Source organism: Vibrio sp. SCP2, assembly GCF_059295395.1.
Map to the genome: position 1 here is coordinate 1195260 of NZ_JCAFVV010000001.1, position 26933 is coordinate 1222192.

General features: G+C 45.1%; 26 protein-coding genes. 16 read left to right on the forward strand and 10 right to left on the reverse strand.

From position 1 onward, the window contains the following. Position 1 precedes the first annotated feature (1 nt). The 5 genes from AC5O63_RS05755 (at position 2) to AC5O63_RS05775 (ending at position 3817) form a co-directional block, all read left to right on the forward strand. The gene (locus AC5O63_RS05755) at positions 2 to 1213 is read left to right on the forward strand and encodes an MFS transporter (protein ID WP_494504247.1); all 1212 of its coding nucleotides are present in this window, start codon (positions 2 to 4) and stop codon (positions 1211 to 1213) included. 79 nt (positions 1214 to 1292) lie between these two features. Continuing rightward, positions 1293 to 2021: a sulfite exporter TauE/SafE family protein gene (locus AC5O63_RS05760; RefSeq protein ID WP_494504248.1), complete on the forward strand. Its 729-nt coding sequence runs from the start codon at positions 1293 to 1295 to the stop codon at positions 2019 to 2021. A 35-nt stretch (positions 2022 to 2056) separates the two neighbouring features. Next, entirely contained in the window at positions 2057 to 2368 is a 312-nt protein-coding gene (locus AC5O63_RS05765) for an antibiotic biosynthesis monooxygenase family protein (protein WP_494504249.1), read from the forward strand. Between the two features lie 50 nt (positions 2369 to 2418). Then, a complete protein-coding gene (locus AC5O63_RS05770; protein WP_494504250.1) occupies positions 2419 to 2847 on the forward strand; it encodes a YccF domain-containing protein in 429 nt (142 codons plus the stop codon). Between the two features lie 160 nt (positions 2848 to 3007). Then, complete coding sequence (locus AC5O63_RS05775) at positions 3008 to 3817, forward strand: substrate-binding periplasmic protein (protein ID WP_494504251.1); 810 nt, start codon at positions 3008 to 3010, stop codon at positions 3815 to 3817. 39 nt (positions 3818 to 3856) lie between these two features. Here the strand turns inward: AC5O63_RS05775 and AC5O63_RS05780 are convergent, their stop codons facing one another. Both AC5O63_RS05780 and hisC read right to left on the reverse strand, forming a co-directional pair. Continuing rightward, the gene (locus tag AC5O63_RS05780; RefSeq protein WP_494504252.1) at positions 3857 to 4630 is read right to left on the reverse strand and encodes an ABC transporter substrate-binding protein; all 774 of its coding nucleotides are present in this window, start codon (positions 4628 to 4630) and stop codon (positions 3857 to 3859) included. Next, complete coding sequence (hisC, locus tag AC5O63_RS05785) at positions 4614 to 5732, reverse strand: histidinol-phosphate transaminase (protein ID WP_494504253.1); 1119 nt, start codon at positions 5730 to 5732, stop codon at positions 4614 to 4616. The genes AC5O63_RS05780 and hisC overlap by 17 nt, the downstream gene beginning before the upstream one ends. A gap of 148 nt (positions 5733 to 5880) precedes the next feature. Between hisC and AC5O63_RS05790 the strand changes: the two genes are divergently transcribed. After that, complete coding sequence (locus AC5O63_RS05790) at positions 5881 to 6759, forward strand: LysR substrate-binding domain-containing protein (RefSeq protein ID WP_494504254.1); 879 nt, start codon at positions 5881 to 5883, stop codon at positions 6757 to 6759. Positions 6760 to 6780: 21 nt separating this feature from the next. Here AC5O63_RS05790 and AC5O63_RS05795 read toward each other — a convergent pair whose 3' ends face one another. Together AC5O63_RS05795 and AC5O63_RS05800 are read right to left on the reverse strand one after the other, a co-directional pair. After that, complete coding sequence (locus AC5O63_RS05795) at positions 6781 to 7647, reverse strand: glycerol kinase (protein ID WP_494504255.1); 867 nt, start codon at positions 7645 to 7647, stop codon at positions 6781 to 6783. Positions 7648 to 7695: 48 nt separating this feature from the next. Next, a complete protein-coding gene (locus AC5O63_RS05800; protein ID WP_494504256.1) occupies positions 7696 to 8469 on the reverse strand; it encodes an AraC family transcriptional regulator in 774 nt (257 codons plus the stop codon). A gap of 96 nt (positions 8470 to 8565) precedes the next feature. Here AC5O63_RS05800 and AC5O63_RS05805 point away from each other — a divergent pair, with 96 nt between their 5' ends. Beyond that, the gene (locus AC5O63_RS05805) at positions 8566 to 9690 is read left to right on the forward strand and encodes a multidrug effflux MFS transporter (protein WP_494504257.1); all 1125 of its coding nucleotides are present in this window, start codon (positions 8566 to 8568) and stop codon (positions 9688 to 9690) included. Between the two features lie 21 nt (positions 9691 to 9711). Here AC5O63_RS05805 and nagA read toward each other — a convergent pair whose 3' ends face one another. Genes nagA through AC5O63_RS05820 form a run of 3 tightly spaced genes read right to left on the reverse strand, consistent with a single transcriptional unit; the run spans position 9712 to position 12422 of the window. Continuing rightward, positions 9712 to 10845 carry an N-acetylglucosamine-6-phosphate deacetylase gene (nagA, locus tag AC5O63_RS05810; RefSeq protein ID WP_494504258.1) on the reverse strand — a complete coding sequence of 378 codons (1134 nt, stop codon included), beginning with the start codon at positions 10843 to 10845 and terminating at the stop codon, positions 9712 to 9714. 3 nt (positions 10846 to 10848) lie between these two features. Further along, complete coding sequence (locus tag AC5O63_RS05815) at positions 10849 to 11712, reverse strand: N-acetylmannosamine kinase (RefSeq protein ID WP_494504259.1); 864 nt, start codon at positions 11710 to 11712, stop codon at positions 10849 to 10851. Then, the gene (locus tag AC5O63_RS05820; RefSeq protein ID WP_272787593.1) at positions 11700 to 12422 is read right to left on the reverse strand and encodes a putative N-acetylmannosamine-6-phosphate 2-epimerase; all 723 of its coding nucleotides are present in this window, start codon (positions 12420 to 12422) and stop codon (positions 11700 to 11702) included. The genes AC5O63_RS05815 and AC5O63_RS05820 overlap by 13 nt, the downstream gene beginning before the upstream one ends. A gap of 237 nt (positions 12423 to 12659) precedes the next feature. On the opposite strand from AC5O63_RS05820, the gene AC5O63_RS05825 reads away from it, so the two are divergent. From AC5O63_RS05825 to AC5O63_RS05855, 7 genes are all read left to right on the forward strand, one after another. Further along, positions 12660 to 13625 carry a sialic acid TRAP transporter substrate-binding protein SiaP gene (locus AC5O63_RS05825; protein ID WP_494504260.1) on the forward strand — a complete coding sequence of 322 codons (966 nt, stop codon included), beginning with the start codon at positions 12660 to 12662 and terminating at the stop codon, positions 13623 to 13625. Positions 13626 to 13692: 67 nt separating this feature from the next. Then, positions 13693 to 14202 carry a TRAP transporter small permease gene (locus AC5O63_RS05830; protein ID WP_494504261.1) on the forward strand — a complete coding sequence of 170 codons (510 nt, stop codon included), beginning with the start codon at positions 13693 to 13695 and terminating at the stop codon, positions 14200 to 14202. A gap of 2 nt (positions 14203 to 14204) precedes the next feature. After that, positions 14205 to 15488 (forward strand): sialic acid TRAP transporter large permease SiaM, encoded by a 1284-nt coding sequence (siaM, locus tag AC5O63_RS05835; RefSeq protein ID WP_171320162.1) that lies wholly within the window; start codon positions 14205 to 14207, stop codon positions 15486 to 15488. A 27-nt stretch (positions 15489 to 15515) separates the two neighbouring features. Further along, complete coding sequence (locus AC5O63_RS05840; protein ID WP_494504262.1) at positions 15516 to 16412, forward strand: dihydrodipicolinate synthase family protein; 897 nt, start codon at positions 15516 to 15518, stop codon at positions 16410 to 16412. A gap of 126 nt (positions 16413 to 16538) precedes the next feature. Continuing rightward, the gene (locus AC5O63_RS05845) at positions 16539 to 17372 is read left to right on the forward strand and encodes a MurR/RpiR family transcriptional regulator (RefSeq protein WP_494504263.1); all 834 of its coding nucleotides are present in this window, start codon (positions 16539 to 16541) and stop codon (positions 17370 to 17372) included. A 227-nt stretch (positions 17373 to 17599) separates the two neighbouring features. Then, positions 17600 to 18754: an N-acetylneuraminate epimerase gene (locus tag AC5O63_RS05850; RefSeq protein ID WP_272788403.1), complete on the forward strand. Its 1155-nt coding sequence runs from the start codon at positions 17600 to 17602 to the stop codon at positions 18752 to 18754. 11 nt (positions 18755 to 18765) lie between these two features. After that, a complete protein-coding gene (locus tag AC5O63_RS05855; protein ID WP_494504264.1) occupies positions 18766 to 19836 on the forward strand; it encodes a YjhT family mutarotase in 1071 nt (356 codons plus the stop codon). A gap of 82 nt (positions 19837 to 19918) precedes the next feature. On the opposite strand, the gene AC5O63_RS05860 is transcribed toward AC5O63_RS05855, so the two are convergent. Both AC5O63_RS05860 and glgX read right to left on the reverse strand, forming a co-directional pair. Next, positions 19919 to 21682, reverse strand: a complete 1764-nt coding sequence (locus AC5O63_RS05860) for a GGDEF domain-containing protein (RefSeq protein WP_494504265.1) — start codon at positions 21680 to 21682, stop codon at positions 19919 to 19921. Positions 21683 to 21837: 155 nt separating this feature from the next. Further along, entirely contained in the window at positions 21838 to 23787 is a 1950-nt protein-coding gene (gene glgX, locus AC5O63_RS05865) for a glycogen debranching protein GlgX (protein WP_494504266.1), read from the reverse strand. Between the two features lie 443 nt (positions 23788 to 24230). Between glgX and AC5O63_RS05870 the strand changes: the two genes are divergently transcribed. Continuing rightward, positions 24231 to 25520, forward strand: a complete 1290-nt coding sequence (locus AC5O63_RS05870; protein WP_004745708.1) for a maltoporin — start codon at positions 24231 to 24233, stop codon at positions 25518 to 25520. Positions 25521 to 25612: 92 nt separating this feature from the next. Beyond that, positions 25613 to 26419 carry a MalM family protein gene (locus tag AC5O63_RS05875; protein WP_494504267.1) on the forward strand — a complete coding sequence of 269 codons (807 nt, stop codon included), beginning with the start codon at positions 25613 to 25615 and terminating at the stop codon, positions 26417 to 26419. An 87-nt stretch (positions 26420 to 26506) separates the two neighbouring features. Here the strand turns inward: AC5O63_RS05875 and AC5O63_RS05880 are convergent, their stop codons facing one another. Next, the gene (locus AC5O63_RS05880; protein WP_004745710.1) at positions 26507 to 26869 is read right to left on the reverse strand and encodes a MaoP family protein; all 363 of its coding nucleotides are present in this window, start codon (positions 26867 to 26869) and stop codon (positions 26507 to 26509) included. Positions 26870 to 26933: the final 64 nt, after the last annotated feature.

Consider the following 26933-nt stretch of genomic DNA (forward strand, 5'->3'; position numbering starts at 1 on the left):
GATGAGCATTTCCCGATTTCCACCAATTGTTTGGCTTGGGATAGCCATTCTGATTATCTGTCTAGGGATCAGGCAATCTTTCGGTATCTTTATGATGCCTATCTCGGACCATTTTCAGACAGGCCGAGAGTTTTTTAGTTTTGCTATCGCACTGCAAAACTTGTTGTTTGGCGTTTTCCAGCCATTTGTCGGTATGGCAGCGGATCGCTTTGGCGCGAAAAGAATCATCATCATGGGCGCGATTGCTTATGGCGCGGGTTTGTACGTAACTTCGATCGCTGTGGAGCCGAGCTTACTTTACCTCTCTTTAGGTGTGTTGGTTGGCTTAGGTCTGAGTGCGACCAGTTATGTGATTGTACTTGGCGCAGTGGCGAAAGTTGTGCCCGCGCAGCACGCAGCGAAAGCTTTTGGCCTAACAACGGCGGCCGGTTCATTTGGTATGTTTGCAATGATCCCTGGCGCTCAAACTTTACTCAGTGACTTTGGTTGGCAAGGCGCGCTCCAAGGCTTCGCAATCTTATCCAGCTTAATGATTGCGTTTGCTCTGTTTATGAAAAATGGTCGTGCAACAACAAATCAATCGTCAGCCAATCAGGAAGATGACAACCAAACGCTTAAGCAGGCGTTAAAAGAAGCTTTCGCACACAAAGGGTATTGGTTAATTCACCTTGGGTTCTTTGTGTGTGGTTTTCACGTGATGTTTATTGCGACGCACTTGCCAAGTTATCTGGCTGATAAGCATTTACCGGCCTCAACTGCCGCGATGGCTCTGGCTTATGTGGGTATCTTTAACATCTTTGGTTCCTATTTCTGGGGCGTAATGGGTGACAGATTCAACAAGCGTCATGTGATGTCCGCACTCTATCTAGTGAGAACTGTTGTGATTGGTGCCTTTGTGACTCTGCCTGTTACAGAGCACACTGCGGCAATCTTTGGTGGGGCGATCGGCTTTTGCTGGCTTGGTACCGTACCGCTGACATCTGGACTGGTTCGCCAAATATTCGGAGCCAAGTATTTGTCTACGCTATATGGTCTGGTGTTCTTTACCCACCAAGTCGGTAGTTTTCTCGGGGCTTGGGCTGGTGGACGAATCTATGATTACTACGGATCTTATGACCCAATTTGGTGGTCAACGGTGGTTCTCGCATTTGCGGCTGCATTGATTCATCTACCAATCAATGATCAACCAGTTAGACGTTTGGCAACTGCGTAAAAATCTGAATAAAAGTTAAGCTGATGATGCTCATTTCGATTATCATTGCTTAACTTTTCTTTTTATTTAAACGGTTTATATGTTCGCTGAATGGATGACGCCTGAGGCATTAATTGCCGCGTTTTTAATATTTCTTGGTTCGTTTGTTCAAACAGCGATCGGTTTTGGTCTGGCGATTGTCGCCGCGCCTTTATTGTTTCTTGTTTCTCCTGATTACGTGCCTGCTCCAATCTGCTTAGTCGCTCTGTTTATCTCAATCCTCAATGCGCTAAAGCATAGAGACAGTGTCGAAATTGGTGGCCTTAGAATGGCACTGATTGGTCGTGTCCCGGGTTCGATTGCGGGTGGTGTGTTACTGGTTATGGTTTCGACCGACCTGCTGGCATTGTGGTTAGGTGCCTTAGTATTGTTTGCGGTTGTGGTGAGCTTACTGCCTTTTCGCATTGAGCCAACGCCAATGCGAATGGGCGTCGCGGGTTTCTTTTCGGGCTTCTTTGGTACCAGCTCTGCGATAGGCGGGCCTCCAATGGCATTGCTCCTTCAGCACCAAGAAGCTAATCAACTGCGTGGTAACTTATCTGCCTTCTTTGTCTTTAGCTCTATCATCTCGCTTGTGATTCAAATGCCAGCAGGCTTTTTAACCTTTCATCATCTTTGGATCAGTATTCCGCTAATTCCAGCCGCGTGGGTAGGGTATAAACTCGCCATGATGACCACTCAATCCTTACCGAAAGAGAAAATTCGCACTGGCGCCCTTTTGCTTTGCTCGATCAGCGGCGCAACGGCCGTTTGGCAAGGTTTGAGCTAGAAACCGTTTTGTTCATCTTACGTTAAGGAAAAACCATGATACTGGAAGTCGCAATCTTAGATGTAAAGCCAAGTTTAGAGAAAGAGTTTGAACAAAACTTTGGTAAAGCACAGGCTATAATTTCGTCTATGAAGGGTTACGTTTCGCATCAGTTGCAACGTTGTATAGAAAAACCAAATCGCTATATCTTGTTAGTGAACTGGCAAACATTAGAAGACCATGAGCAGGGCTTTAGGCGGTCTGCTGAATATCAGGAATGGAAGGCTCTTTTACACCATTTTTATGACCCATTCCCAACCGTAGAACATTACGAATCAATCTACGGTTGTACCAATCGGGATAAGTAGATTTCAGCTACTCATCACGATTGGTATCGTTTTCTATAAGGAGAAACAAAGTGCTTAGAATTCTTGGTAATATCATTTGGTTCCTGTGTGGTGGCGTTATCATGGGACTGTTGTGGTGGTTCTTCGGACTACTTGCGTTTATTAGTATTGTGGGGATTCCATGGGGACGAGCTTGTTTCGTCATGGGTAACTTTTCTTTCTTCCCGTTTGGTCACGAAGCTATCGCTCGCGATGAGCTGACTAATGAAATGGATATAGGTACCAGTCCATTAGGTATGGTCGGCAATATCATTTGGTTTTTACTAGCGGGTATCTGGCTAGCGATTGGTCATATTATGTCGGCAGTGGCCTGCTTTGTGACCATCATAGGTATTCCATTTGCGCTTCAGCACCTTAAGTTAGCTTATATATCACTTGCTCCTATAGGTAAGACTGTCGTACCCAAAGAACAGGCAGCGATGGCAAGATATTCGAAGTAAAGCAACTCACTGAGCCCCGAAAGGGGCTTTTTACTATCAAAGACTTAGTTATAAAGTGATTGTGCAACAGGTTCGACCAATCGCTAATTGATCCTATCAATAAGAGGTTTATAGTAGGTAGCCAATTGCTGCCTATTTTATAAACATAAAGAACAATAATATGACTCGTCAGTCTGGAAAGTTTGGCAATATTGCGATTGGATGGATGGCGCTCCTTTGGGGGACTGCTAGCCTTGCTGAGCCGATACAATTAGAACTGTATACCCAAGAGTTTCCACCGCTACAGGTCCAAGTGGATGATCAAGCGGAAGGATACGTGGTGAGGTTCGTAGAAGCGGTTGTTGAACACGCTTCACAAGCGCTTCCCATGGAAGTGGCGAATGTCCACTTTGCGCCATGGAAACGTGCGATTCGCAATACTCAAGAAAATGAAAACACGCTGTTTTTCTCTCTTTCGCGTACGCCTAGCCGCGAACTTGAATATCAGTGGATAGGGCCCGTATCACCCTACGAGGTTGCGATCTATCGTCACTTTGATGGCCCTAACGTTTCTCCTAACTCTTTTCAAGATTTAAAGAATTTCAGTTTTGCTGCCCAAACCGCGAGCAATTTTGAGGAGATGGCGCGAGAAGAAGGGTTTACCAATATCATCCCAGTCAACTATGGCAAAGTGGCTATCAAGTTGCTGCGTGCTCACCGAGTTGATTTTGCCCCTTTGGTCACGTCGAGCTACTACTATCGTATGGAGCAGTATGGGTATGATCCTAAAGAGTTTGTTGAAGTGGTGAAAGTCGATAAGCTCTGCAAAGAGCTTTGGTTAGTGACGGGGAATAAGACATCACAGCAAGTAGTCGAAGCGTTGCGCGATAGTTTCGATGAACTAAAAAATCAGGGCAAGCTTGCCGATCTAATGCAACAGTATCATCCGGATAGCGAGATTATGGTTCGGTATCGTAACGCGATGAAATAGATAGGAAAAGAGGCTCGTTTGAGCCTCTTTTTCATTGCGTTAAAGTTCTTCGCCGTAGATATCGAAGGAGAAGTATTTAGCCGCAATTTTGTCATAAGTGCCATTGGCGCGAATCGTCTTAATCGCCTGATTAAACTTTTCGGCTAATGCTTTGTCATTTTGACGTAGGGCCAAAGCGGTGCCTTCGCCTATATAGGCTTTGTCTGTTACTGGCTTACCGACGAACTGGAAACCTTGACCGATTTCTTTGTCCAAGAAGGCCAGCGCTAATTGGTCTGAGTTGCCAAACGTCAGGTCTAAGCGGCCATTTTGCAAATCGATGTAGACTTCATCTTGACCAGAGTAGCGTTTAATTTCTGCAACATCACCAAACTTGTCGGTGACATATCGGTCGTGGATAGTGCCACTCTGGACACCGATGACCGCACCTTTTAAGCCTTGAGGAGTTAGCTCAATATTGCTCTTTTCGCTTGCTACAAATCGCGCTGGAGTTTGGTAGTACTTATCCGTGAAGAGGATACGCTTTTTGCGCTCTTCAGTGATACGCATTGAAGCCATAATGACATCTGATTTTCTTGCCAGCAGGCTTGGAATTAGCGAGTCCCACCCTTGGGATACCCAAGTACATTTGAGTTTAGCTTCAGAGCACAAGGCATCGGCAATCTCGATGTCAAAGCCTACTGGCTTTCCACTGGCATCCATGTAATTGAATGGTGGATAGGTAAAGTCAGAGGCTAAACGGACTTCTTTAGCCATGAGAGGGGCAGATAGCAGAGCTGCGGCGCAAGCAAAGGCACTAAGCATTTTGTTCATGAGTAATATCCCTATTTTTATTGGATGGTGTCAGGGTGCCAGAAAAGTTGCAAATGATTTCACTGACTTCCTGCATACTGGTTTCTGAGCCGATGGTGATTCGTACGCAGTGCTTAAGACTAGGCTCATGACTTTGATTGCGAGTAACGACGCCTTGCTTAAGCAGGTAATCAAACAGCTCAATACCAGGTTGAGTTCGAATCAGGACAAAATTGGTTGAAGATGGGTAGATGGTCTCTATCCAAGTAAGGTTCTGTATTTGCTGAACAAAGTTATCGCGTATACGAATCAATGCTTGTGTATTGTCATGCACATGAGTAAGCCCTTTAGGACTCAGCGCTTTGAGCACAATCTCAGCAGAGCTATCTGGCATTGGATAAGGCGGAACCAGTTTAGAAATAAACGCCATAACGCTTGAAGAAGCAATGATGAACCCACATCGTACCGCCGCAAGTCCAAAAGCTTTGGATAGAGTACGAATGACAATCAGATTCGGGTATTGTTCGATCAGGTCGACAACACTCTCAGCGAGTTCAAATTCAATATAGGCCTCATCTACGACGACAAGCGATTTGTCTTGGGTGCTTTCAAGTATTGCGACAATGTCACTTCTGTTTAGCAGTTGGCCAGTTGGGTTGTTCGGCGAACAAAGAAACAGTAGGTTAGCGCTATCTGCTGCCTTAATCACGTTTTCAACATCCAGTGAGAAGTCTGGAGCTAACAAAGGGCAGTCGATGACATTGACTGAAAATGACTCCGCACAAAATTCGTACATTGCGTAGGTAGGGGTACAAATCGCAATGCTATCTTGGATAGGCTGGCAGAACGTTCTTACTAACAGATCGATCGCCTCATCGGCCCCGCGCACTGCGATGGTTGGTTGCGTGGTTTTGCAATACGCTTGGTATGCTGCAGCGATATCGTGTGGCAAAAAGTCAGGATAACGATGAAGTGCGGGTTGATGCTCAGTAAAGAAAAGAGGTTGTTCTAGCTCATTGGCATTCAACCACAGCCTACCAGAACCGCCGATTCGTCTTGCAGATTGATATGGTATTAATTTTTTTATGTTCTCTGGCGCAAGTTTTTCCGCGAGTGACGTCATCTCATATACCTTTACTGAATATTTAGTCAATTAAAAGGATTTTAATTAGGTACTTTCTCCTAATGAGTAATAATTTAGTCAATATGCTCTTTGTGTAGAATCGAAATAAAGGCATACTAGCTATGCAAAAAAGTCATGGATGATAATAATGAACACAAGATTGCCTTCGACGAAAAACCTCCAAGCTTTTCTTTCTACGGCGTATTACCTTAACTTTACCCATGCGGCTGAAGCCTTGAATATGACCCAAGGTGCCATCAGTCGGCAGATTCAAACTCTTGAAGAGATCATGGGAGTTCAGCTTTTTTACCGTCAGGCGAGGGGGCTGTCTTTAACTCCGGAAGGCGATAAGTTTGTTCCGCTGGCGGAAGAAATTATTAAGCGGCTTCAGATGTCGATTCGTGAGGTTGCTGACAGCGCGAATCGAATCAAACTCAACGCTCCTAGTTGTATTACCTCATGGCTGTTGTCACGCATCGCCAATTTTCAGCAGGCATACCCTGACGTGAACGTTGAGCTAACTTCGACAACTAAACACGAAGCTGTGCCGAATTTTGATAGCTTCGATCTGATCATTACCTACGGCAAGCCGACTCGAAGCAAAGTGGTCAATCAGACACTACTGTTTGAAGAGTTTTTAGCGCCAGTTTGCGCTCCAGAGCTATGGCAGCAAATCGTGGAAAATGGTGATAAGGACGTGCTCAATCAGTTTACTTGGCTGCATGCCAATCAAGAGCAATCAGACTGGAAGCTATGGCTGGAAAGTCATGGCAATACTCGATTAAAAGGCAAGGGAAACCAAACCTTTGCAACTTTAGATCAAGCGATGAATGCTGCTCAGCAAGGTTTTGGAGTGGCGATTGGTGATCTGACTTTGGCTGAGCAAGATTTAAAACTTAAAAGGTTAATACAACCCTTTGACCTTAGTGTGACCACTGGGAATGGCTATCATCTGCTATACCTTCGAGAGCAAGACAATGCGATGGTCGCTAAATTGATTGAGTGGCTGACAGAGCGAAATCAATAGCCATCTATCTTTGGCAGCCTACTAGTAAGCCTTGATGCCGAAGGTTTTGAGTTTGGCTGGTAAAACGTCATCGAGTTTGTCGATGTCTGCAGGGAATACCTCTATCAGCGCAAAGTTATGCTGCTGATACAACTCGCGGATAGATTGCTGTTCTTTGTCTGATGTGTTGCCAGCGTCAGTTCCCCAATACTGCAAATAGACTTTTCCAGTGGGTAAATAGAAATCGCTCAAGACGTCTTGTTCTATCGGTAATTGACGATCGTAGGCGTGAACCACTCCATTCATATAGAGCCAGTTGTCGATTATGAGTTCACCTTTAGAACGTACATAGTGACCGTCTAGAGTGCGATGTTTCGCTTCAAATTTTTGTCTAAAGCTAGAAAGGGATTTGTCTGTTGCATGTGCTTCGGAATCTTGACCAGAAAACTCAATCACAGACTGCTTTAAGCGCTTGTTACGAACGATAGAGTCGTGCCAAACGACAAACCCATAACCGCTTTCCTTATCTTCGCGTTGATAACCGCCAACCGTTAGCCCTGATTCCGTTACCGTCCAACCTTTCTCTGTCCTTTCAATCCAACCTAGCTCTTGCAAAAGCTGATTTACTTTTTTGGCATTGAGAGATAAGCGTTCTCCAATTTGAGTAGCACTCAGTGCTTTACCGCTGGTCGCTACACTGTCTATGAGTAGGTTTTCTGGCCAGACAATGAACTTACCAAACTTCGGGTGCTCAACGTATTCGCCACCGAACTTGGCGCCGATCTCGGTCAAAACCCAGCTGTCCTCAGCACGATTAATGTAACCCGCAGATTTCAGTTCATTGAACAATTGCTTAGGTTCCAGTTCACGCAATTTCGCTAATGCAGTTGTAGAGATTTTGTCGGACATAGGCTTTCCCTCATTGATACGTCATTGTTAGAGTAATCTGCAAATGAATCAAGTTGTTGTGCGTATATATTGGAGCGGCGTAGTCCCTGTTTGTTGCTTAAAGAATGTGATGAAAGCGCTATCACTTGAAAAGTCTAATTGGTAAGCGACATCGTTGACCTGTTTTCCTTGAGAAAGAAGCTCTATTGATTTCAATAGTCTCCATTGCTGTCGCCATGACTGGTACGGCATCCCCGCTTGGTTGGAGAATATGCGACTTATTGTTTTGCTGCTAGCGCCAATCTGTTTGGCTAAGTTGTTCAAATTTGGCACGTTAGAGTCCGGTTTTTGAAGTGAATCAAGCCATTGATTGAGTCTAGGATCGTTAGGAAAAGGTAGCGTCAGTTGATATTCGGACGCAGATTGAAGCTCTTCCAGAAACAGCTGGAGTGTCGCGTGCATTTCTCGCTTAGGCTTGTCCCATTGCCAAAAAGACATTCGCTCGATCAGAGCCTTAAGCAGTGAGTTTACAGAGATGACTTTCACTTCGTTGAACGACGCGACTATGTTTTCTTCGAAATAGAGTGAACGATATTCAACGACGTTGTTCATGGTTGCACAGTGGCGCACGCCCGCAGGTATCCAAGCAGCACGGGTGGGAGGCAAGACACTTTTTTTATCGTCCAACTGTATGCTGATACACCCTTCAGGAGCATAGAGAAGTTGGGATTTACTGTGGATATGCATCCCTGAATCATGCTTGCCGATTCGAGCCGCGATTCCGATCACTGTGTTATCTAGTGTATCGACGTCAAATTCGGACTTGTCATTGATTAGCGCCATTTGTTCTTATATTGAAGTTTATTGTTCCAATGTCGTTATTGGGACTTTAGCACTCTTGTCTAAACTACGCCCACTTTTTCTAGTTGGGATATTGTAATGAATAAGACTCCTTCCGTTGGGGTAATGCTAGCTCTGATGATGTTTCCGCAAATTGTCGAGACTATCTACAGCCCTGCATTACCCCACATTGCCCTCGCTTTTAATGTTGCGAGTAATACTGCTGCACAAACTCTATCGATTTACTTTAGTGCCTTCGCACTAGGTGTCGTGTTTTGGGGAGTGGCTGCTGATTATTTAGGGCGAAGATATTCAATGTTATTAGGGCTAGTGGTTTACGGCGTAGCAGCTGTTGGTGCTATGCAGTGCTCGCAGTTTGAAACACTTCTACTCATGCGTGCACTGAGTGCCTTTGGGGCAGCGGTTGGTTCAGTAGTTACCCAGACTATGCTACGTGATAGCTATGATGGTGCACGGTTAGCCAAAGTATTTGGTTTGATGGGGATCGGTATATCACTGAGTCCGGTTATTGGGTTAATGTTTGGAGGAGTACTCGCTGATACTGGAGGTCACAAAGCCGTGTTTCTCTCTTTATCAATTATGGCGATAGCTTTGTTCCTACTTTGCTTAGTGAGTTTACCGGAAACCAAGCTTGCTATGAAAGGCAACATCCACATAGTTCCACTTGCCAAGCAAATGCTAGCAAACAGAAACATCTGGATAGATGGAATAATGGTGGCTTGTTTTAATGTTTTATTGTTCAGCTACTATTTGCTTGGTCCATTTATCTTTGATGCTATGGGGTATACCAGCAAACAATTTGGATACAGCGGGATTATCTTAGCAGTTGGAACTTTCGCAGGTAGTTGGCTAAACAAGGGGCTTCTTGCCCGAGGTTATGAGTCAAAACTCTTGGTTCAATTGTCGGCATGGGGCGCTACATTCGGGTCGATTATGGTGTGGTTGCTTCAAGACGGAGTTGCCCTGCTAGCCCCAATGCTATTGGTAGTTGCTTCATTTGGTGTAGGGATTCCAAATATATTGAGCCGAGCCCTAATAGAGTATAAATCACAGACTGGTAGTGCTGGTGCACTGTTTGGCTTGCTCTATTATTTGCTGATAGGTTTTGGTTTATCCGCTGTTGGTTTAATGCAGAACTTAGGGACAGCCCTTCTTATGAGCAGTTTGCTGCTAGTGATAGCTAGTTTGCTTCGTAAGAATTAGGAGGTGAGCACCTCCTAATTGTTAATACAGCTGACCATCGACGAGTACCGCTTGGCTGCGGTAGTTGTCATCTAACACTGTGGCCGCTGCGCGGAAATTAGGCTTGAGTTTTCCTAGATTATCGCATGATAGGGCGTTGGCAGGATAGGTAGACGCCATTTTCAGCGCTTCTTCCTCTGCAATTCCCCATTGAATCACATTGGCAACGGATTCATCCATGCCGATGTGCGCACCAGCTAAACTTCCACGACTGTTGACCAGTTTGTTATCGACAACTTGGATCGTTTCGCCATCGAGCTCAAACTGATTGGTTTTGCTTCCTAGAGTCGCCATGGCGTCGGTAACAATCAGCAGCTTGCCTTGAGGTTTCGCCTTGTGCGCAAGAAGGAAGCTTTGCGGGTGGACGTGAATACCGTCAGTGATGATCGAGCACCACGCGTGGTCACTGTTTAAAGCAGTTCCCACCACGCCAGGCTCGCGACCTTCAAAAGGCGACATCGCATTAAACAGATGAGTAAAGCCATCCACTAACGAGAGTTTATCTTCAGTCAATTGCTCCGCTTTGGCATTACTATGACCACAGGATAGGGTGATCCCCTTATCTTTCATCCACTGTAGAGCAGATGGCTCGATGTTTTCTACCGCAACGGTAACCAGTACTTTACCCTGTGTTGGCCACTCAAATTGATCTAATTGGCTGACCGTTGGCGCGTAAAAAAGATTGGCATCGTGCGCGCCTCTCTTCTCTTTGTTAAGCCAAGGTCCTTCCAAATGTACCCCAAGCAGTCCAGAGATCTTGGCGTTGAGCCCTCTCTCGGTTGCAGATAGCGCTTGTTGGATATTGTCTGGTGTTGCGCTGATCAAGGTCGGCAATAAATAGGCTGTGCCATGAGTTCGATGGGCGCGGCAAATTGTCTCGATGCCTTGTGGAGTAATGTCGTTGTTGAACATGACATCGCCACCACCATTGACCTGAATATCGATAAATCCAGGTGCAATCAGCGCCCCTTCGAAATGCTGGTGGTCGATACCTTGCGGTAGGTTGTTGATAGCCACAATGGATTCGATCTGTTCATCCTTCCAGACTAACGCGGCATCATTGTGGTATTGCTCACCGTCGAAAATACGTGGTGCAGAAATGGCTCTGAGTGCCATGGATTACTCCTTAAACTGAAACGCTGCGCCTAATAGGCAAGCGTCGTAATTTCCTTTGGCTGCCTGCACAGGAATTTGAAAAGCTTTAGGACGACGTTGAATAGCTTGCTCGACGCGCTGTATGTAGTTGCGTGCAAGTCCCACTCCGCCTCCTAACACAATCAAGTCGAGGTCAAGGCTTGCTTTCAAGTTACAACATAATGTGGCAATAGCGTTAGCACTTTGACTGATAATTGTTTCGGCTTCTGGATTGGATGACGCCTGTTCAAATAGCTCAATATTGCTGATTGGATTGGAGAAGGCAGCGTCACTCGCTTTTTTAATTGCCGTGCCAGACGCTATCGATTCCACGCAACCTGTTTGTCCGCAGCCACATTGTGGGCCATTGGGATCAATAACCATATGACCGACGTGACCAGCCAACCCCCCTTGTCCTTGATGAAGTTGACCGTCAATAATGATGCCACCACCGACACCAGTAGACACGGTGATAAAGGCCATATTCTTAACCGATGTCTCTAGCATAGTGTACTCAAACCAAGCCGCCGCTTGCGCATCATTGAGCATTAAGACCGGCTTGCCAACGATGGATTGCAATACTTGGGCGAGTGGAAAAGGAGTAGGGAAAGCCAAAGTCTCGGGGTTAATCGCCGAAATGCCTTGTTGTGTAACAAGCCCAGTGGTGGAAATACCTATATTGTCGACATGTTCGAGCCACTGCGATGCACTGCCGAGAATCGTTTCGACAAACTGCTCAGCACTGTGTGCAATAGGCGTTGCAATTTGGCAGCGCTGAATCAATTTATTGTTTTCAATGAACCCTAATGCGATTTTTGTTCCACCAATGTCAATGGCTAGCGTACGCATTGTTGTGCTCCTGCGGTTTGTGTCGCTGAGTTGAACCAGTTAGTGACAACCTCTAGGCGAGTAATTGCGCTACCAACGGTCACCGCGACAGCGCCAGATTCGATCGCTTTTGCGGCTAATTCTGGTGTGTTGTAGCGTCCTTCCGCCATTGTAAAGAAACCCGCTTGTGAAAACTGTTTAACCAGTTGCAAATCTGGCTCTACAGGTTCTTGCTCGCCCACGTAACCTGACAAGGTTGAACCAATAATTTCAACGCCTTGGCTGTGTGCCCAAGCCCCATCTTCAAAGCAAGAGCTGTCCGCCATAGCGAAACATCCAGAGTTTTTAATCGCTAACGCAATATGCTCTCGGCTTTCTGGACGCGTTCTGTTTGTTGCATCAAAGGCGATTACGGTCGCTCCGGCATTGGCAAGATCATCAACATCAGAAGCGAAAGGTGTGATCCGGACAGGACTGCCCTGCAAGTCACGTTTCACGATACCGATAATTGGTATGCTGACAGCGCCTGAAACAGCAGCAACATTTTCAACTCCTTCAATGCGAAGCGCTTTAGCTCCGGCTTGTTCAGCAGCTAAAGCCATTGCAACAATAAACTCGGTTTTTTCGAGCGGGCTACCAACTACAGGTTGGATAGAAACGACGGTTTGACCTTGTAAAGACTGCTTTAACTCATTGATATTCTGATTTTTTGTTCTCACGACGGGCCTCATAACTTAAGCATTGTATTGCGGAGTGATGGTGAATGAACAACCATCACAATTCGTCTAATCCGTCTGCCTATTAATAACCGGTGGCGAATTTTTGTCCGCGATCACATTTTGTAAAAAGTTGGTTTGAAAATAATCTTTACGGCAATAATAATCCATAACGAAGATTTTTTTCAAACAAAATAAAAGTTTTTTTTGAAATCGGTGAAACAAGATATAAATCGAATAAAAGGGAACAATATGAAAGCCATCAACACTATTACTCTCGCTATGCTGACTCTCGGGTGTGCTGCGTCGGTTCACGCAGCAACGACATTAAAAATGGGGATGCAGGCATCCGTGGGCTCTGTTGAGTACACATCTGCCAAACTACTGGCTGATACACTAGAAGAGATGAGTAATGGAGAAATAAAACTCTCTCTTTACCCTAGTGCTCAGCTAGGCGATGACCGCGCGATGCTGCAACAGTTAAGCATGGGCGATCTCGATATCACTTATGCTGAGTTTGGCCGCATGGGACTCTGGATTCCGCGCGCTGAAGCGGTCACCCTGCCGTATGTGGCACGTGACTATGAACACTTACGTCGTATGTTTGATTCAGAATTTGGTCAAGGTATCCGTCAAGAGATGCTGACTAAGTTTAACTGGCGAGCACTCGATACTTGGTACAACGGTACTCGTGAAACGACCTCTAACCGCCCTCTTAATAATATCTCAGACTTTAAAGGTCTTAAGCTTCGAGTTCCAAACGCTAAACCAAACCTAAACTACGCAAAACTTTCAGGTGCATCACCAACGCCGATGGCTTTCTCTGAAGTGTATCTAGCACTGCAAACCAATGCGGTTGATGGTCAAGAAAACCCATTACCAACGATTAAAACAATGAAGTTCTATGAGGTTCAAGGCAACCTCGCAATGACTAATCACATTGTTAACGATCAGATGGTGATCATTTCTGAGTCAACGTGGCAAAAGCTGTCGGATGCGGACAAAGAGATTGTGCAAAAAGCCGTTGAAAAGGCAGGTGCAGCTCATACCGCATCAGTGAAAAAACAAGAAGCTGAGCTGATCTCTTTCTTTGAAAAAGAGGGAGTGAATGTGACTTATCCAGATTTAGCGCCATTCCGTGAAGCGATGCAGCCATTGTACGCTGAGTTTGAAGACAAGATTGGCGAGCCTATCGTTAAAAAGCTGGCAGCAATGTAAGGGGAATTAGCTGACGCTAATTTCTACTATTCAGGCTGGTCATTTTTGACCAGCCATGGAGCTCAAGATGTTACGTAAGATTGTAAATAATATTGAAGAGATCATCACTGTGCCGTTAATGGCGGCGCTGCTAGTGGTGCTGACTTGGCAAATTGGTACCCGCTGGCTACTGAATGATCCTTCCCTTTGGAGTGAAGAACTCGCCCGAGTTCTGTTTATGTATATGTCGTTAATCGGGTGTGCCATTGCGATTAAGCGCAGCACACACGTCAATATCACCTTTTTCTCGGACAAACTGCCTGAAAAGATACGCCTATGTTTGGTGCTTTCGCTTGAGTTGGCCGTTTTAGTCTCGATCATGGCAATTATCTATTTAGGTTATCAACACGTGCAGCGTACCGCTTTCTTTGAGCTGATTACCTTAGGTGTCTCAAGTAGTTGGATGAACTACAGCTTGCCTCTTGGTGGGGTATTTATGGTGTTTAGACAGGCACAGAAAATGTGGGGCATTGCGAAGCAGCTTCACAATGGCAATAAGTCGGCATCTTCGATGGATTCACAGGTGGCTGAGAGGTAGTTATGGCAGGTTCAATTTTTGGCTGGTTAGCGCTGCTGTTTGCAGGTATGCCAGTCGGTTTTTCACTGATTTTTGTTGCTTTAGTCTTTTTGGTGCTAACCAACAGCACAGGCATCAACTTCGCAGCTCAGCAGATGCTGGGCGGCATTGATAACTTTACATTGCTTGCGGTACCGTTCTTTGTTTTGACTGGGCACTTAATGAATAGCGCAGGTATCACAGAACGTATCTTTAATTTCGCAAAATCTATGGTCGGTCATATTACCGGCAGCTTAGGCCATGTAAACATTATGGCGAGCCTACTATTCTCAGGCATGTCAGGATCAGCATTGGCGGATGCTGGTGGTCTTGGGCAACTTGAAATTAAGTCGATGCGTGATGCAAAGTATCACGATGATTTTGCCGGTGGTTTGACGGCTGCTTCTTGTATCATTGGTCCCTTAGTTCCCCCTTCGGTTCCTCTTGTCATCTACGGAGTAGTGTCAAATACATCCATCGGCGCCCTTTTCCTTGCTGGGGCAATTCCGGGCATTTTGTGTTGTGTTGCGTTGATGACAATGAGCTACTTCATTTGTAAGAAACGTGGTTACATGACGCTGCCTCGTGCATCGCGTCGTGATCAGTTCAAATCCTTTAAAGAAGCGTTTTTATCTCTGCTGACTCCTGTGATCATTATCGGTGGGATCTTTTCCGGTAAGTTCACTCCAACAGAAGCGGCGGTTGTTTCTTCTTTGTACGCGTTGTTCTTAGGAACTGTGGTCTACAAACAGCTGACTTTCGGCGGCTTTGTTGAAATCTTGAAAGAGACAGTGAACACCACTGCTGTGGTTGCGCTAATGGTAATGGGTGTCACTGTGTTTGGATGGATTGTTGCTCGTGAGCAACTACCGCAAATGCTAGCGGATTACTTCTTGACCATTAGTGATAATCCACTCGTGTTGTTGCTGCTTATCAACTTACTGCTTCTTTTCCTAGGGACGTTTATTGAGTCGCTTGCTCTGTTACTGCTATTGGTTCCATTTTTGGTGCCCGTTGCCGGCGCGGTGGGAATTGATCCTGTTCACTTCGGTGTCATGGCAATCCTGAACCTGATGATTGGTATTCTAACCCCGCCAATGGGAATGGCTCTGTACGTTGTCTCACGTGTTGGGGATATTCCATTCCACACGTTGACTCGTGGTGTGATTCCACTTTTGGTGCCGTTATTCATCGTATTGGCACTAGTTGCTGTCTTCCCTCAATTTACGCTGCTGTTACCGGAAATTTTCCTTGGTTACGGGCAGTAATAACGAACAATATTTAAGGTAATTAAGATGAAAAAACTGACAGGTCTTATTGCAGCGCCTCATACCCCTTTTACTGCGGACAATAAGGTAAACTTTGCTGCTATTGATCAAATTGCTGAGCTGTTAATTGATCAAGGCGTGAAAGGCGCTTACGTATGTGGGACGACAGGGGAAGGGATCCACTGTAGTGTTGAGGAGCGTAAAGCGATCGCTGAACGTTGGGTTAAAGCCGCCGATGGTAAGTTGGATTTGATTCTCCATACAGGCGCATTGAGTATTGTTGATACCATTAACCTTACTGAACACGCAGAGACGTTGGATATTTTAGCGACCTCAGCGATTGGCCCTTGCTTTTTTAAGCCGGGTAGTGTTGAAGACCTGGTTGAGTACTGCGCGCAAGTGGCTGCGGCTGCACCATCCAAGGGCTTTTACTACTACCATTCTGGCATGTCTGGAGTAAACCTCGATCTCGAACAGTTCCTGATTCAAGGTGAAGCGCGCATTCCTAACTTATCGGGCGCGAAATTTAATAACGCTGACCTCTACGAATATCAGCGCTGTGTGCGAGTGGCGGGAGGCAAATTCGATGTTCCTTTTGGTGTCGATGAGTTTCTCCCTGCTGGCTTGGCGGTAGGAGCGGTGGGTGCCGTTGGCAGTACTTACAACTATGCTGCGCCTTTGTATTTGAAGATCATTGAAGCATTTAACCAAGGTAAGCACGATGAGGTTGCGTCGCTAATGGACAAAGTGATCGCCATTATTCGCGTATTAGTTGAATATGGCGGCGTAGCGGCAGGTAAAGTCGCCATGCAGTTGCATGGCATTGATGCGGGTGATCCTCGTCAACCGATTCGCTCACTGAGTGACAAGCAGAAAGCGGATGTGCTCGCTAAACTGCGTGACGCGGGCTTTATGTCTTTATAATGCCAATGAGAGGGGAGGCTTCCTCCCCTCTTTTAGGATTTTGCGATGAAATCGTGTTGAGGTAGTGTCAATATTCGTAGGTCTTTGATACTTTTAGCTTAGCCAAACCAATCTAATGAGGCCCTAGTGAGTACGCCTAAAAATCTAATGGTTCGTTTACGTTCTAATATCGAGCCCTTAAGTAAAAAGTTACGCTTGGTAGCGGATTATGTGCTTGAGAATGCACATGACGTCCAGTTCCAGACTATTACGGATCTTGCTCGTAATACCCAAACCAGCGAGGCGACTGTTGTGCGCCTGTGTCGTGATATGGGTTACAAAGGCTACTCTGACTTTCGAATGGCGTTGGCGGTAGATTTGAGCCAAACGGCTAGCCAAAATCAGCCTAAGTTAGAAGGTGATATCTGTGATATATCTGCGCAGAGCGCGGTTGATAGTCTCCTAGATACTGCCAAGCTAATAGACAGAAAGTCTCTTACACGAATTTGCGAGTTAGTTCATCAGGCACAGTTTATTGGCTGTGTTGGGGTAGGAGCATCCAGTATTGTCGGACGTTATTTAGCGTATCGTTTAGTACGTATCGGCAAAAAAGCGATTATGTATGAAGATACCCATTTGGCTGCGATGAGTGCGGGTCGAAGCGATGCGGGCGATCTGTGGTTTTCGGTATCGAGTTCAGGTTCCACCAAAGAGGTTATTCATGCGGCATCACAGGCACATCGCCGAGGTGTGCCCGTGGTATCTTTGACCAACATAAGTCATAGTCCGTTGTCGGCTATTTCAGATGAGCTTTTGGTTGCAGCGCGACCAGAAGGGCCTTTAACAGGCGGTGCATTTGCTTCTAAAGTTGGCGCACTACTGCTGGTCGATGCATTAATCAACACCTTGCTAGATACCTATCCGGAGTATTCTGAGTCAGTAATGGAAACGGCGGAGGTCGTGCTTCCATTAATGAAGTAGTTCTTATCACATTGATTTAATTCTTTATTTAAAGCTCGCCTAGTTGGTGAGCTTTTCTTTTATCAATTGGTGAAAATAATCTTTATTATTAAGTTGGTCAAAGAAATATTTTTTCATTGATCAATAATTAGTATGAAATTTGAACAATAAAGGTGGGTAAAGAACCACTTGAGCCAATAGGAATCCGTGATTGTTCACGGCCATCCAATAAGGAAATAACAATAATGATGAACAAAACTAAACGACTTCATACACCTTTGCTTGCTGCTTCTCTGGTGTTAAGTCTAAATGCGTTTGGCGCGAATCAATGGCCAGATTTACCGGTAGGAATTAAAAGCGGAATCGGCGCTCAAGTCGGCGATAAAGTGTTTGTTGGCCTAGGTTCAGCCGGTCAAGATTTCTATATGCTTGACCTAAGCAATCTCGACAAAGGTTGGCAAAAGAGAGCTGAATTTATCGCTCCATCGCGAAGCGGAGCAACCGCATCGGTCATCGGTAATGAAATATATGTCTTTGGCGGTTCAGGAAAGGTGAAGTCGACCGATGCTGCGCCGATTCTATTTGATACTGTCTATCGCTATAACCTCGAAACCAATACTTGGGCACAAGCCAATACCACCTCACCGGTTGGTTTGCTCGGCGCGGCTTCTTACTCGCCAGATGGCAAGCAAGTTGTTTTCTTTGGCGGGTACAACAAACAATACTTTGATCAATATCTCCATGATGTGCTTACCACTGACAAACAAGCTGAGCCGAAAGCATGGCAAAAGATTGTTGATGATTACATGGGGATGAAGCCAGAGGATTATAAATGGAATCGACATGTGTTGAGCTATAAGCCAGAGACGGGAACTTGGAGCGATCTTGGTTTATCGCCATATTTACCCAATTGCGGCAGCGCACTAGTGGCGGAAGGTGACAAGGCTGTATTGATTAGCGGTGAGATAAAGCCAGGACTCAGAACGTCTGAAGTGAAAACGTACCAATTTGGCCAAGCACAACCTTGGCAAAGCCAGCATGCGTTACCAGCGCCTACTGAGGGGAGTGTTCAAGAAGGTGTCGCGGGTGCTTTTGCCGGTGAAAGCAATGGCGTGGTCATTGTTGCAGGTGGAGCGAACTTCCATGGTGCGAAATCCGCTTTCGAGAGTGGGAAAATGTTTGCACACGACGGCTATAGCAAAGCATTTAATCCAGAAATGTATGTTCAGCAACAGGGACTGTGGAAGCAAGTTAATGGTCTTCCGCAAGGTTTGGCTTATGGGACCTCTTATTCCACCGCACAAGGTGTACTCATCGCTGGTGGTGAGAAAAGTGATCGCAGTGCTAGCAAAAAGGTCTACATGCTAGCGTGGAATGGCACAACTGTTGATGTCACGGACTAAGGGCTCAGAGCATGTCATTAGTGATTGAATCTTTTCCACCTTTGCCAATTGGGGTGAAAAACGGCGTTGGGGGCGTGATTGGTAACAAACTCTACGTCGGTTTAGGGAGCGCAGGGACGCGCCTATTTTTCTATGATTTGGATGCGCCAATAAAAGGGTGGCAGAGGGCGTCTGAGTTTCCGGGTACTACGCGTAATGATGCGGCATTCTCAGTGTGTGATGACAAGCTCTATGTATTTTCTGGAGCAGGCCAACCTGAAAACAGTACTACGCCAATTGTTTTAGAGGATGGCTACGTCTTTGACGCTGAGCGTAATTGTTGGCAATCCATCGAGACTCATATTCCTGTGGGTTTACTGGGAGCGTCTATGTGCCAGATCGAGATGGGTAAACTGATCTGCTTTGGCGGCTACAGTAAAGAGACCTTTGATCGTTTTGTCGCTGAAATTTCACAAATTGACCCAGTTCAGCAACCAGAAAAACATCAGGCAACCTTAACCAAGTTTATGTCTAGCCCGGCGCAGGACTACGGTTGGAATCAAACTATTTGGCTATTTGATTGCGCCGATGAAACATGGTCTGAGGTTGGAATGACCCCTTATCTTACCAATTGTGGCGCTGGCATTATCCAGCAAAACAATACGGTCACCTTAATTGAAGGAGAGATTAAGCCGGGGTTACGTAGCTTGGAGAGCAAGGTTTTTGAGTTCGACAACGGCGATATGACCAAAAGCCGCTTACTCCCTTCGATTTGTCATGTCGATACTAGCCATGAGGGATTGGCAGGTCATTTTGCGGGGCAAGTTGAAAAACAAATCATTGTGGCTGGCGGCGCTTACTTTATTGGCAGCCAGAACAAATTCCAGAAAGGGCAGTGGTATAGCCATCAAGGATTGACCAAGCATTACGATAACAAAGTTTGGCAATTCGATGGCACAACATGGCACCAAGTTATGCAGCTTCCTCATGGAGCTGCGTATGGCGTGTCGATTTCTCACAACAATACAATGTATCTGTTAGGAGGTGAAGATAATAAAGGAGACGCGCAAGCTCGATGTTATACGATTAGCAGTCAATCGTGACTTTTCCAAGCTCGCCACTAATAAAGTGGCAAGGGCACTAACTTTAAAAAGGGAAGTGACTTCAGCCACTTCCCTTTCTCAATTAGTCAAAGGTGTTTAACACCACCTGGTTTCTACCGAGCCCTTTGGCTTGATAGAGCGCTTTGTCTGCGCGACCTATGGTCATGTTCTGATTCCCTTTCATTGACGTGATCCCGATACTGATTGAGTACTTGACCGGAACATCATCAAACACGACTTTAGATTGTTCTACCATGTAACGTAATAGCTCACATTGTTCATAGGCATCGTTCTCATCGTTAGCTCTAAATAGAAGCGAGAACTCTTCGCCGCTGTAGCGAGCAAGGCTGAGCGCCTTAGGTTTGGGAAAGCACTTCTTCATGAGTTCTGCCGTATGAATGATGACCTGATCGCCACACAAGTGACCGTGTTGGTCATTAATACGCCTAAAATGGTCAATATCTAGCATCGCCATATAAATATGCTCACCATCGATGTGTGATTCCATTTGCTCGCGAAGCGTGAGCTTGTTGTCGAGGTGCGTCATTACATCTTTACTGCGAAGTCTTTTATGAATCATAAGGTTAGATAACGTGACTTCAGAGTAGTCCCGTATCATCCTCAAGACACTATGAAAACCAGGAAAGGTCGCTTTGATATAGATGACACTGATTAAGTTCTCTCTATCAAAGAGTGGCAGTGTGTAGTGGCGCGAGTTGATTTGTAATCGTTTGGCTAATGGATCAGCGTAACGGCGACCTTTATAGCTCATCGAACTTGGGGTAAACCGCTTGGCGAGTTCACTATCGTGTAAAACAATATGGCTATTTCCATGATAATCAATCGTCGTAAAGTGCCCATAATCTGCATCATAGAAACAAATCTGAATGCCTTTGTGATGGCAAAAGCGATTTAAAATATCACGCAAGCAGTGTTTGAAATCTGCCAGGTCAATCTTAGTATTGAGCTCAGCAAGGTGGCTATTAAGCTGATAAATCAGATAATTAACGATAACCGCGAGGAGCAGAAGTGAAATGATAACGACGGCAGTTAATGCGAACTGGTGCGTCGCGGCGAGGACATCGGATCGATTTGTTCCCGCTATGAACACCCAGTTGTAAGGGTTGTTGCCGTCGAACACAGATAGCTTTAAATGCCCTTTGTAAAAGTACTCGTGCTTGCCAAAGAGGTGTCCGCTATTAATCTTCTCATCAATCCCAGCTCGATAGCTGATCGATTTTGTACCGATGCGGTGAGGGGTGGGGTGAAACACTAATCGTCCGCTGGTGTTGTCAACCACAAACAGATAGCCGCAGTCTAACGTGCGAAGACCTAACAAACTTTGTGTTGTAGATTTGAGGTCAAATTCTATCCAAATTTCATTGTTGTTTTGTTGGATGAACTTTACCGCAAAGACCCACTTTCTCGGCTGCTTCTCGTAAAGAGAGGAGACATAAACATGCGGGGAAACATGGTCTAGGGGGTGCCAAACGAGTTGTGACGCTCGTTCTGAAGGTGTGGCTGCGAGTAAACTTGAGCGATACTGGCCGGTTTCAGTGTTAACGGAAATGATGTCTATGTATGAAGGAGTATGCTCCAGAATGCGTTTTGCCGTGGTATCGAATTCACTGACGGAGGTCGCATCATCCAATATATAGAGTTTACTGACGGCAGCCTCAACTTGAGAAGATATCAGGCTCGAAGCCGTTTTGACGTTTGCAAATGATTGAGAATACGCATTTTTTTCAGATTTCTGAAATTGATGATAAGCCGCATAGATGATCCCTATAACTAAGAGAATTACGTACGGTCTGAGCGTTCGAAGGAGAAATTTTGGTAACGCCATGATGTGCCAACTGATAATAACGGGGAAGCTATAATTATTTTGCGGCGTATATTAAATGGATTTCACAGGCACATCAATGAATATAAGTCTAGGTTATATCTAAATGCTGAGTTAAAAATGAGCAGTATGTCACTATACTGCTCATTATTGTGAAGTTAGCTGTGGGCAAAAAAGATCGCAATTGATCGGGGCGCGACTAAGACTTGTTTGTGATCAATGGTTTGATGTAGTTCGTGGGAGTCTGTATTACAGATCATGGTCCACTCAGCTTTGTCATTTTCAGGCATGGTAAAGCGAGCAGGAGCGTTGGTTTGGTTAATGCAATAGAACAGCTCTTCGCCGTTTTTGCCGATGCCTAAATGTAATGCCACTGAGCTAAGGCGATTCCAATCATCGTGCTCCATAAAGCTACCGTCGAGTCGTCGCCAGTATATACGGTTGTCATTGCGCTTTTCGCCACTGAATGCGCGAATAAATGGCACCATATATTTTTGTCTTGCCGCGACCATATCTGCTAGCCAAGACTTAAATTGTGTTTTGCTTTCCGAAGGCTGCCAGTTTAGCCAGCTTGTTTCATTGTCTTGGCAATACGCATTGTTGTTGCCTTTTTGGGTGTGAGAGAGCACATCTGCGGTAAGAATATGAGGAATACCAAACGCAAACAGTAAACTCGCCATAAAATTACGTTTTTGCTTTTCTCGTAGCTCAATGATGGCTGGATTTTCCGTTTCGCCTTCTACACCGTAGTTGTCTGAGCGGTTGTCACCATGCCCGTCTCGGTTCTGCTCGCCGTTGGGTTCGTTATGCTTATGCTTGTAAGAAACAAGATCTTGCATACAAAAACCATCGTGATAGGTAATGTAGTTAACGGTGAGTTTGTAAGGCCAATTGGCTGCACTATAGAGGTCACGTGAGCCCATAATGCGTGTCGCGAACTCTTTTAAGAAACCTTGATCACCACGCCAGAAGCTACGGGTAATATCACGCAGTCGATCGTTACATTCATTCCATCCAAACGGGAAGTTTCCAACTTGGTAGCCATTCGGGCCTATGTCCCATGGCTCTGCGATCAGTTTGACTTCACGAAGGATTGGATCTTGGGCAACCGCTTTGAAAAATGCTGAATCTGGGCTGAAATGCTCGCCATGACGACCCAGTGTCGCGGCCAAGTCAAAGCGGAATCCATCAACTTGAAACTCATTTGCCCAGTATCTTAATGTGTCCATGACTAAATTCATGGCAGGCTGATAAGAAAGGTCAACCGTGTTACCGCAACCAGTAAAGTTAGCGTAATGATCGCCGTGTTTAAAATAGTAACGATTGTCGAGAGCCTTGAGGTTAAAAACAGGACCGTCTGCGCCACCTTCGGCGGTATGGTTGTACACCACATCAAGGATGACTTCGATGCCATTGCGGTGCAGTTCTCTAATCGCAGTTTTCAATTCCACTACAGCATCTTTGGCGGCGTAGCGCGGATCAGGAACCATAAATAGGTATGGGTTGTAGCCCCAATAGTTAACCTTATCCATCTTGAGAAGATGAGGCTCGTGCATACAGGTGGCAACAGGCAGTAGTTGCAGCGTATTGATATTTTGCTGTTTGTAGAAGCTAAGCATAGCGTCACTGACTAACCCAAGATAGCCACCGCGCTGTTCGACAGGAACCGCAGAATTGAGCTTGCTTACACCTTTCACATGAGTTTCAAAAAGCACCATCTCTTCGCGAGGGCGGCTGGGTTTAGCGATGCCTTGCCAGTCAAATGTGTCTTCGACCACAACGCATTTAGCCAGTTGAAAACTCTTTTCAGAATTAAAAGGTGTGCAATAGTGGAGCGGCTTTTCTATCGCTTTGGCGTAAGGATCAGAAATCAAATGCGGTTTATCACCTTGATTCACTATGTACCCGTACTTTTGCCCAACTGAGATATTTTCAATATAGGTAAACTTGATTCCAGCGTATTCGTCGGTTAATGGGTAGGTCTTAAATTCACCATTGTCATTAAATAGCGCCAACTGGATATCGTCTGCATTAGGAGAATATATAGAAAAGTTACACCCTTTATTATCTGGTGTTGCGCCTAAAGGGTATGGACGGGAGCACGTCATGATCACTACTTTACTGTATTTATTTATTGTTGAATCTTAAGTAAATAGTTTTGAAGGAGATTGGTCAAGCGCCTTACGACAAAATTATAAATGTAATTTTATTTCAGAATTATGATGATTAAGCGTTAAATAGTGAGCTAGGTTACGTTTTGATCTAGCTAATTTTCTAACAACATTATTTCTCAGCCCAATTTTTGTGACTCAATACATAAAAATATTGTGCGGTATGATTTCTCATCCTTTCTCATCCCCCCTAACTATTTCTCATCTGGATGAGTCGATTTTTCTCCTCCCTAGGTAATCTTGCTGCAGTTGAAGCAAATGGGGTTAAGTCTCGGGGGGCTTGCCCATCTTACCTCTCTTTTTAATGACTTCTGTTTCTGCCTTTACGGAAAAGTTAATCAGAGCGGAACAAGAATAATAAACCCTAAATGGAGTTAAAAATGAAAAAAGTAAGTGTATTGGCTGCCGCAGTGGTAAGTGCCTTAGTTGCTGGTTCTGCATTCGCAAGTGAGCTTCAGTTCAATGGCTACATGCGTGCGGGTATCGGGACCAACGTAGATGGTGGTGCTGCAGCATCATATGGTAATGGTGGTTCAGGTCATGCGGTAGGCCGTCTTGGTGATGAAGTAGATACTTATGCTGAGATCGCACTGGGTAAAGAAGTTTACAATCAGAATGACGTTGCATTTTCTGTACACACTCGTTTTGCTTACGCGTCAAAAGAAGGAAACGTTGATCGCCAAGGCAACTCTATGCAGCGTGTAGGCGATGGTGGTCCTTGGGATAGTGGCAACACTTCTCTTCGCGAAGCTTTTGTTAAGGCTGACTATGCAGATTACACTATCTGGGGTGGTAAGCGCTTCTATCAACGTAAAGACATTCACATCCTTGATTTCTACTACCTAAACAACTCAGGTTATGGTGCTGGTATTGAGAACATCGATACTGGATTCGGTAACTTTTCTGCTGCAGTGACAATGTCTTCTGAAGATTGGCAAGACGATTACTCAAATGGCCTTCACGGTGACGACTGGCGTCGTTCATACAAAGGTGACTTCCGTCTGTCTGGCATTCAAGCAAACGAAAATGGCTCAATTGACTTAGCATTAATTGTTGGTACAGCGTCTCTTTCTGAAGGGCAAGAAAAAACAGTAAGCAACAAGTCATTGACTGACAATACTGGTGCACTTGCGACAATTGAGCACACTCAAGGTAATTTCTTCGGTGGCTTTAACAAGTTAATCTTCCAGTACGGTACTGATGGCTTGGCAATTGGTGGCTTCGATAACCATGCTGGCGAAGGTATGAACGCAGTGAAAGGTAACGGCTGGCGTATCATCGATTGGGGTGTGGTTGAACAAGATCAATGGAATCTAGGTTACTCAGCAATTTATGGTTCTAAAGATATTGATGAAACAACTTCTAAAAATAGCTTCATGAAAGGCAAAACAGACTTCTACAACTTTGTTGTACGCCCTGGCTATAAATGGAATGAGACAATGGCTACAGTGCTAGAGTTGGGTTACGCAAATGAGAGAACTGAAGGTAACGACTGGCAAGACCTAACTAAAGTTACGCTAGCGCAAGAGTGGAACGCAGGTTCTAATTTCTGGGCTCGTCCTTCTATTCGCGCATACGTAACTAACTACTCTGGCGATAAAGTTAAAGACGACACCAACGGCAATAAAGCTGAAACAATGGTTGGTGTTCAGGTAGAAGCTTGGTGGTAAGCCAAGTGAGTAAACAACTTTCACATTGATAGTTGCATGCAGCCAGAGTTATTCTGGCTGCTTTTCGTTTGGCTTTATGTCTGGAGATTAGTATGAATAAGTTTTACCCTCTATTATTTTCTGCTCTACTGTTTGGATGCACCAGTACTGATACTGTGTCAACGGTAGCTCCGGCGGATTCGATACAGATTACAAGAATAGCGGATGTTGATTGGCAAAAGTTAGAAGTTCCAGCGTCTGTTGAATTTAAAGTATCGGAGCAGAGCCAGTCGCTTTTGAATGAAAACAGCATTGGCCCAATTGCTGCTTTTGAGTTACCTGGAAATCGAGGTAGCTTAGATATTGAATTATCAACTTTAGTTCAGAACGAGAAATCACTTTACGCTGCAAATATTATGATTCTTGATGCAGGTGATAACGTCTTGTATCAGAGAAACTTCAACGAATTTAATTACAAGCATGCCAAATATCTCGACCCTGATATGTTTGAAACTAAATTGACAGTGGTCCCTGATAGTTCATTACAGCCTCTTCGTGTACTGATCTACACTACATTATCCGATGTCCAGAATACTTCGACGGTATTGCACCCTGCAAAACTATTTGCGATGGCAAAGAGTACAGTCCCACCACAGGTTGAAGATCCAACAGTCTTTCATGCTTCGAACGGACTTCTAAGATTTAATGTCTCTGCCAACGACATAGTGACAAAGCGTATCAGAGAACATTCAGAGTATGTTCCTTCGAGCGTAGACAGTTCTGACTTCTACATTGAACAAATAGAAAAGGCTGTCAAAAATGGAGATATACCTAAAGCATTAAGCTTACTAGATGAGGCAAAAGCACTTAACATAGACGGTGCCCAAGAAGCATTTGTTAAGGCTGTAAACGCTAAATAACCTCTCTGCTTTTGTTATAAAGCCCTAGATGCTGAAATGCCCCCATTAATTGGTTAAACCATTACTGGGGGCATTTTATATTTAGAGTTAATCTTCTTCGACTAAGCTCACGTCATCTGAGTAATCTTCAACGCTACTCGCATCAGGCTTAGTACGCCCGTTCAGTGTGTGGAAGCGCTTACGACCACGAGCTAACTGCACATACTTTAACCATACTCGCTCTAACTTAGACTTTGCTTTGCCTGGATGGACCAATACTTTAACGAAGTGTTTCTCTTCGGCATTTTCTGGTTGCAGATCTCCAGACTCAAGACCAAGCATGGTGTCGCCATAAAGCGTTAGGATTTCTTCTTCTGCGAGCGTAAAATCCCCAGACTTAGCGAAACCGCGCGGAAACTTAGTGTTGTCGTAAAAACGTTTTTTGCCATGACGAAATTGAGTGTCTGACATTTTGGTAGCCTCTATAAAAACCTACATGGGTGAACTAGAGCGAAAAGTAGGCGTAAAATTCATA

What these genes read in the sequence shown, in the direction of transcription:
- AC5O63_RS05755 (WP_494504247.1), top strand. Translation starts at nt 2, where the DNA reads ATGAGCATTTCCCGATTTCCACCAATTGTTTGGCTTGGGATAGCCATT.
- AC5O63_RS05760 (WP_494504248.1), top strand. Translation starts at nt 1,293, where the DNA reads ATGTTCGCTGAATGGATGACGCCTGAGGCATTAATTGCCGCGTTTTTA.
- AC5O63_RS05765 (WP_494504249.1), top strand. Translation starts at nt 2,057, where the DNA reads ATGATACTGGAAGTCGCAATCTTAGATGTAAAGCCAAGTTTAGAGAAA.
- AC5O63_RS05775 (WP_494504251.1), top strand. Translation starts at nt 3,008, where the DNA reads ATGACTCGTCAGTCTGGAAAGTTTGGCAATATTGCGATTGGATGGATG.
- AC5O63_RS05780 (WP_494504252.1), bottom strand. Translation starts at nt 4,630, where the DNA reads ATGAACAAAATGCTTAGTGCCTTTGCTTGCGCCGCAGCTCTGCTATCT.
- hisC (WP_494504253.1), bottom strand. Translation starts at nt 5,732, where the DNA reads ATGACGTCACTCGCGGAAAAACTTGCGCCAGAGAACATAAAAAAATTA.
- AC5O63_RS05790 (WP_494504254.1), top strand. Translation starts at nt 5,881, where the DNA reads ATGAACACAAGATTGCCTTCGACGAAAAACCTCCAAGCTTTTCTTTCT.
- AC5O63_RS05795 (WP_494504255.1), bottom strand. Translation starts at nt 7,647, where the DNA reads ATGTCCGACAAAATCTCTACAACTGCATTAGCGAAATTGCGTGAACTG.
- AC5O63_RS05800 (WP_494504256.1), bottom strand. Translation starts at nt 8,469, where the DNA reads ATGGCGCTAATCAATGACAAGTCCGAATTTGACGTCGATACACTAGAT.
- AC5O63_RS05805 (WP_494504257.1), top strand. Translation starts at nt 8,566, where the DNA reads ATGAATAAGACTCCTTCCGTTGGGGTAATGCTAGCTCTGATGATGTTT.
- nagA (WP_494504258.1), bottom strand. Translation starts at nt 10,845, where the DNA reads ATGGCACTCAGAGCCATTTCTGCACCACGTATTTTCGACGGTGAGCAA.
- AC5O63_RS05815 (WP_494504259.1), bottom strand. Translation starts at nt 11,712, where the DNA reads ATGCGTACGCTAGCCATTGACATTGGTGGAACAAAAATCGCATTAGGG.
- AC5O63_RS05820 (WP_272787593.1), bottom strand. Translation starts at nt 12,422, where the DNA reads ATGAGGCCCGTCGTGAGAACAAAAAATCAGAATATCAATGAGTTAAAG.
- AC5O63_RS05825 (WP_494504260.1), top strand. Translation starts at nt 12,660, where the DNA reads ATGAAAGCCATCAACACTATTACTCTCGCTATGCTGACTCTCGGGTGT.
- AC5O63_RS05830 (WP_494504261.1), top strand. Translation starts at nt 13,693, where the DNA reads ATGTTACGTAAGATTGTAAATAATATTGAAGAGATCATCACTGTGCCG.
- siaM (WP_171320162.1), top strand. Translation starts at nt 14,205, where the DNA reads ATGGCAGGTTCAATTTTTGGCTGGTTAGCGCTGCTGTTTGCAGGTATG.
- AC5O63_RS05840 (WP_494504262.1), top strand. Translation starts at nt 15,516, where the DNA reads ATGAAAAAACTGACAGGTCTTATTGCAGCGCCTCATACCCCTTTTACT.
- AC5O63_RS05850 (WP_272788403.1), top strand. Translation starts at nt 17,600, where the DNA reads ATGAACAAAACTAAACGACTTCATACACCTTTGCTTGCTGCTTCTCTG.
- AC5O63_RS05855 (WP_494504264.1), top strand. Translation starts at nt 18,766, where the DNA reads ATGTCATTAGTGATTGAATCTTTTCCACCTTTGCCAATTGGGGTGAAA.
- AC5O63_RS05860 (WP_494504265.1), bottom strand. Translation starts at nt 21,682, where the DNA reads ATGGCGTTACCAAAATTTCTCCTTCGAACGCTCAGACCGTACGTAATT.
- glgX (WP_494504266.1), bottom strand. Translation starts at nt 23,787, where the DNA reads ATGACGTGCTCCCGTCCATACCCTTTAGGCGCAACACCAGATAATAAA.
- AC5O63_RS05870 (WP_004745708.1), top strand. Translation starts at nt 24,231, where the DNA reads ATGAAAAAAGTAAGTGTATTGGCTGCCGCAGTGGTAAGTGCCTTAGTT.
- AC5O63_RS05875 (WP_494504267.1), top strand. Translation starts at nt 25,613, where the DNA reads ATGAATAAGTTTTACCCTCTATTATTTTCTGCTCTACTGTTTGGATGC.
- AC5O63_RS05880 (WP_004745710.1), bottom strand. Translation starts at nt 26,869, where the DNA reads ATGTCAGACACTCAATTTCGTCATGGCAAAAAACGTTTTTACGACAAC.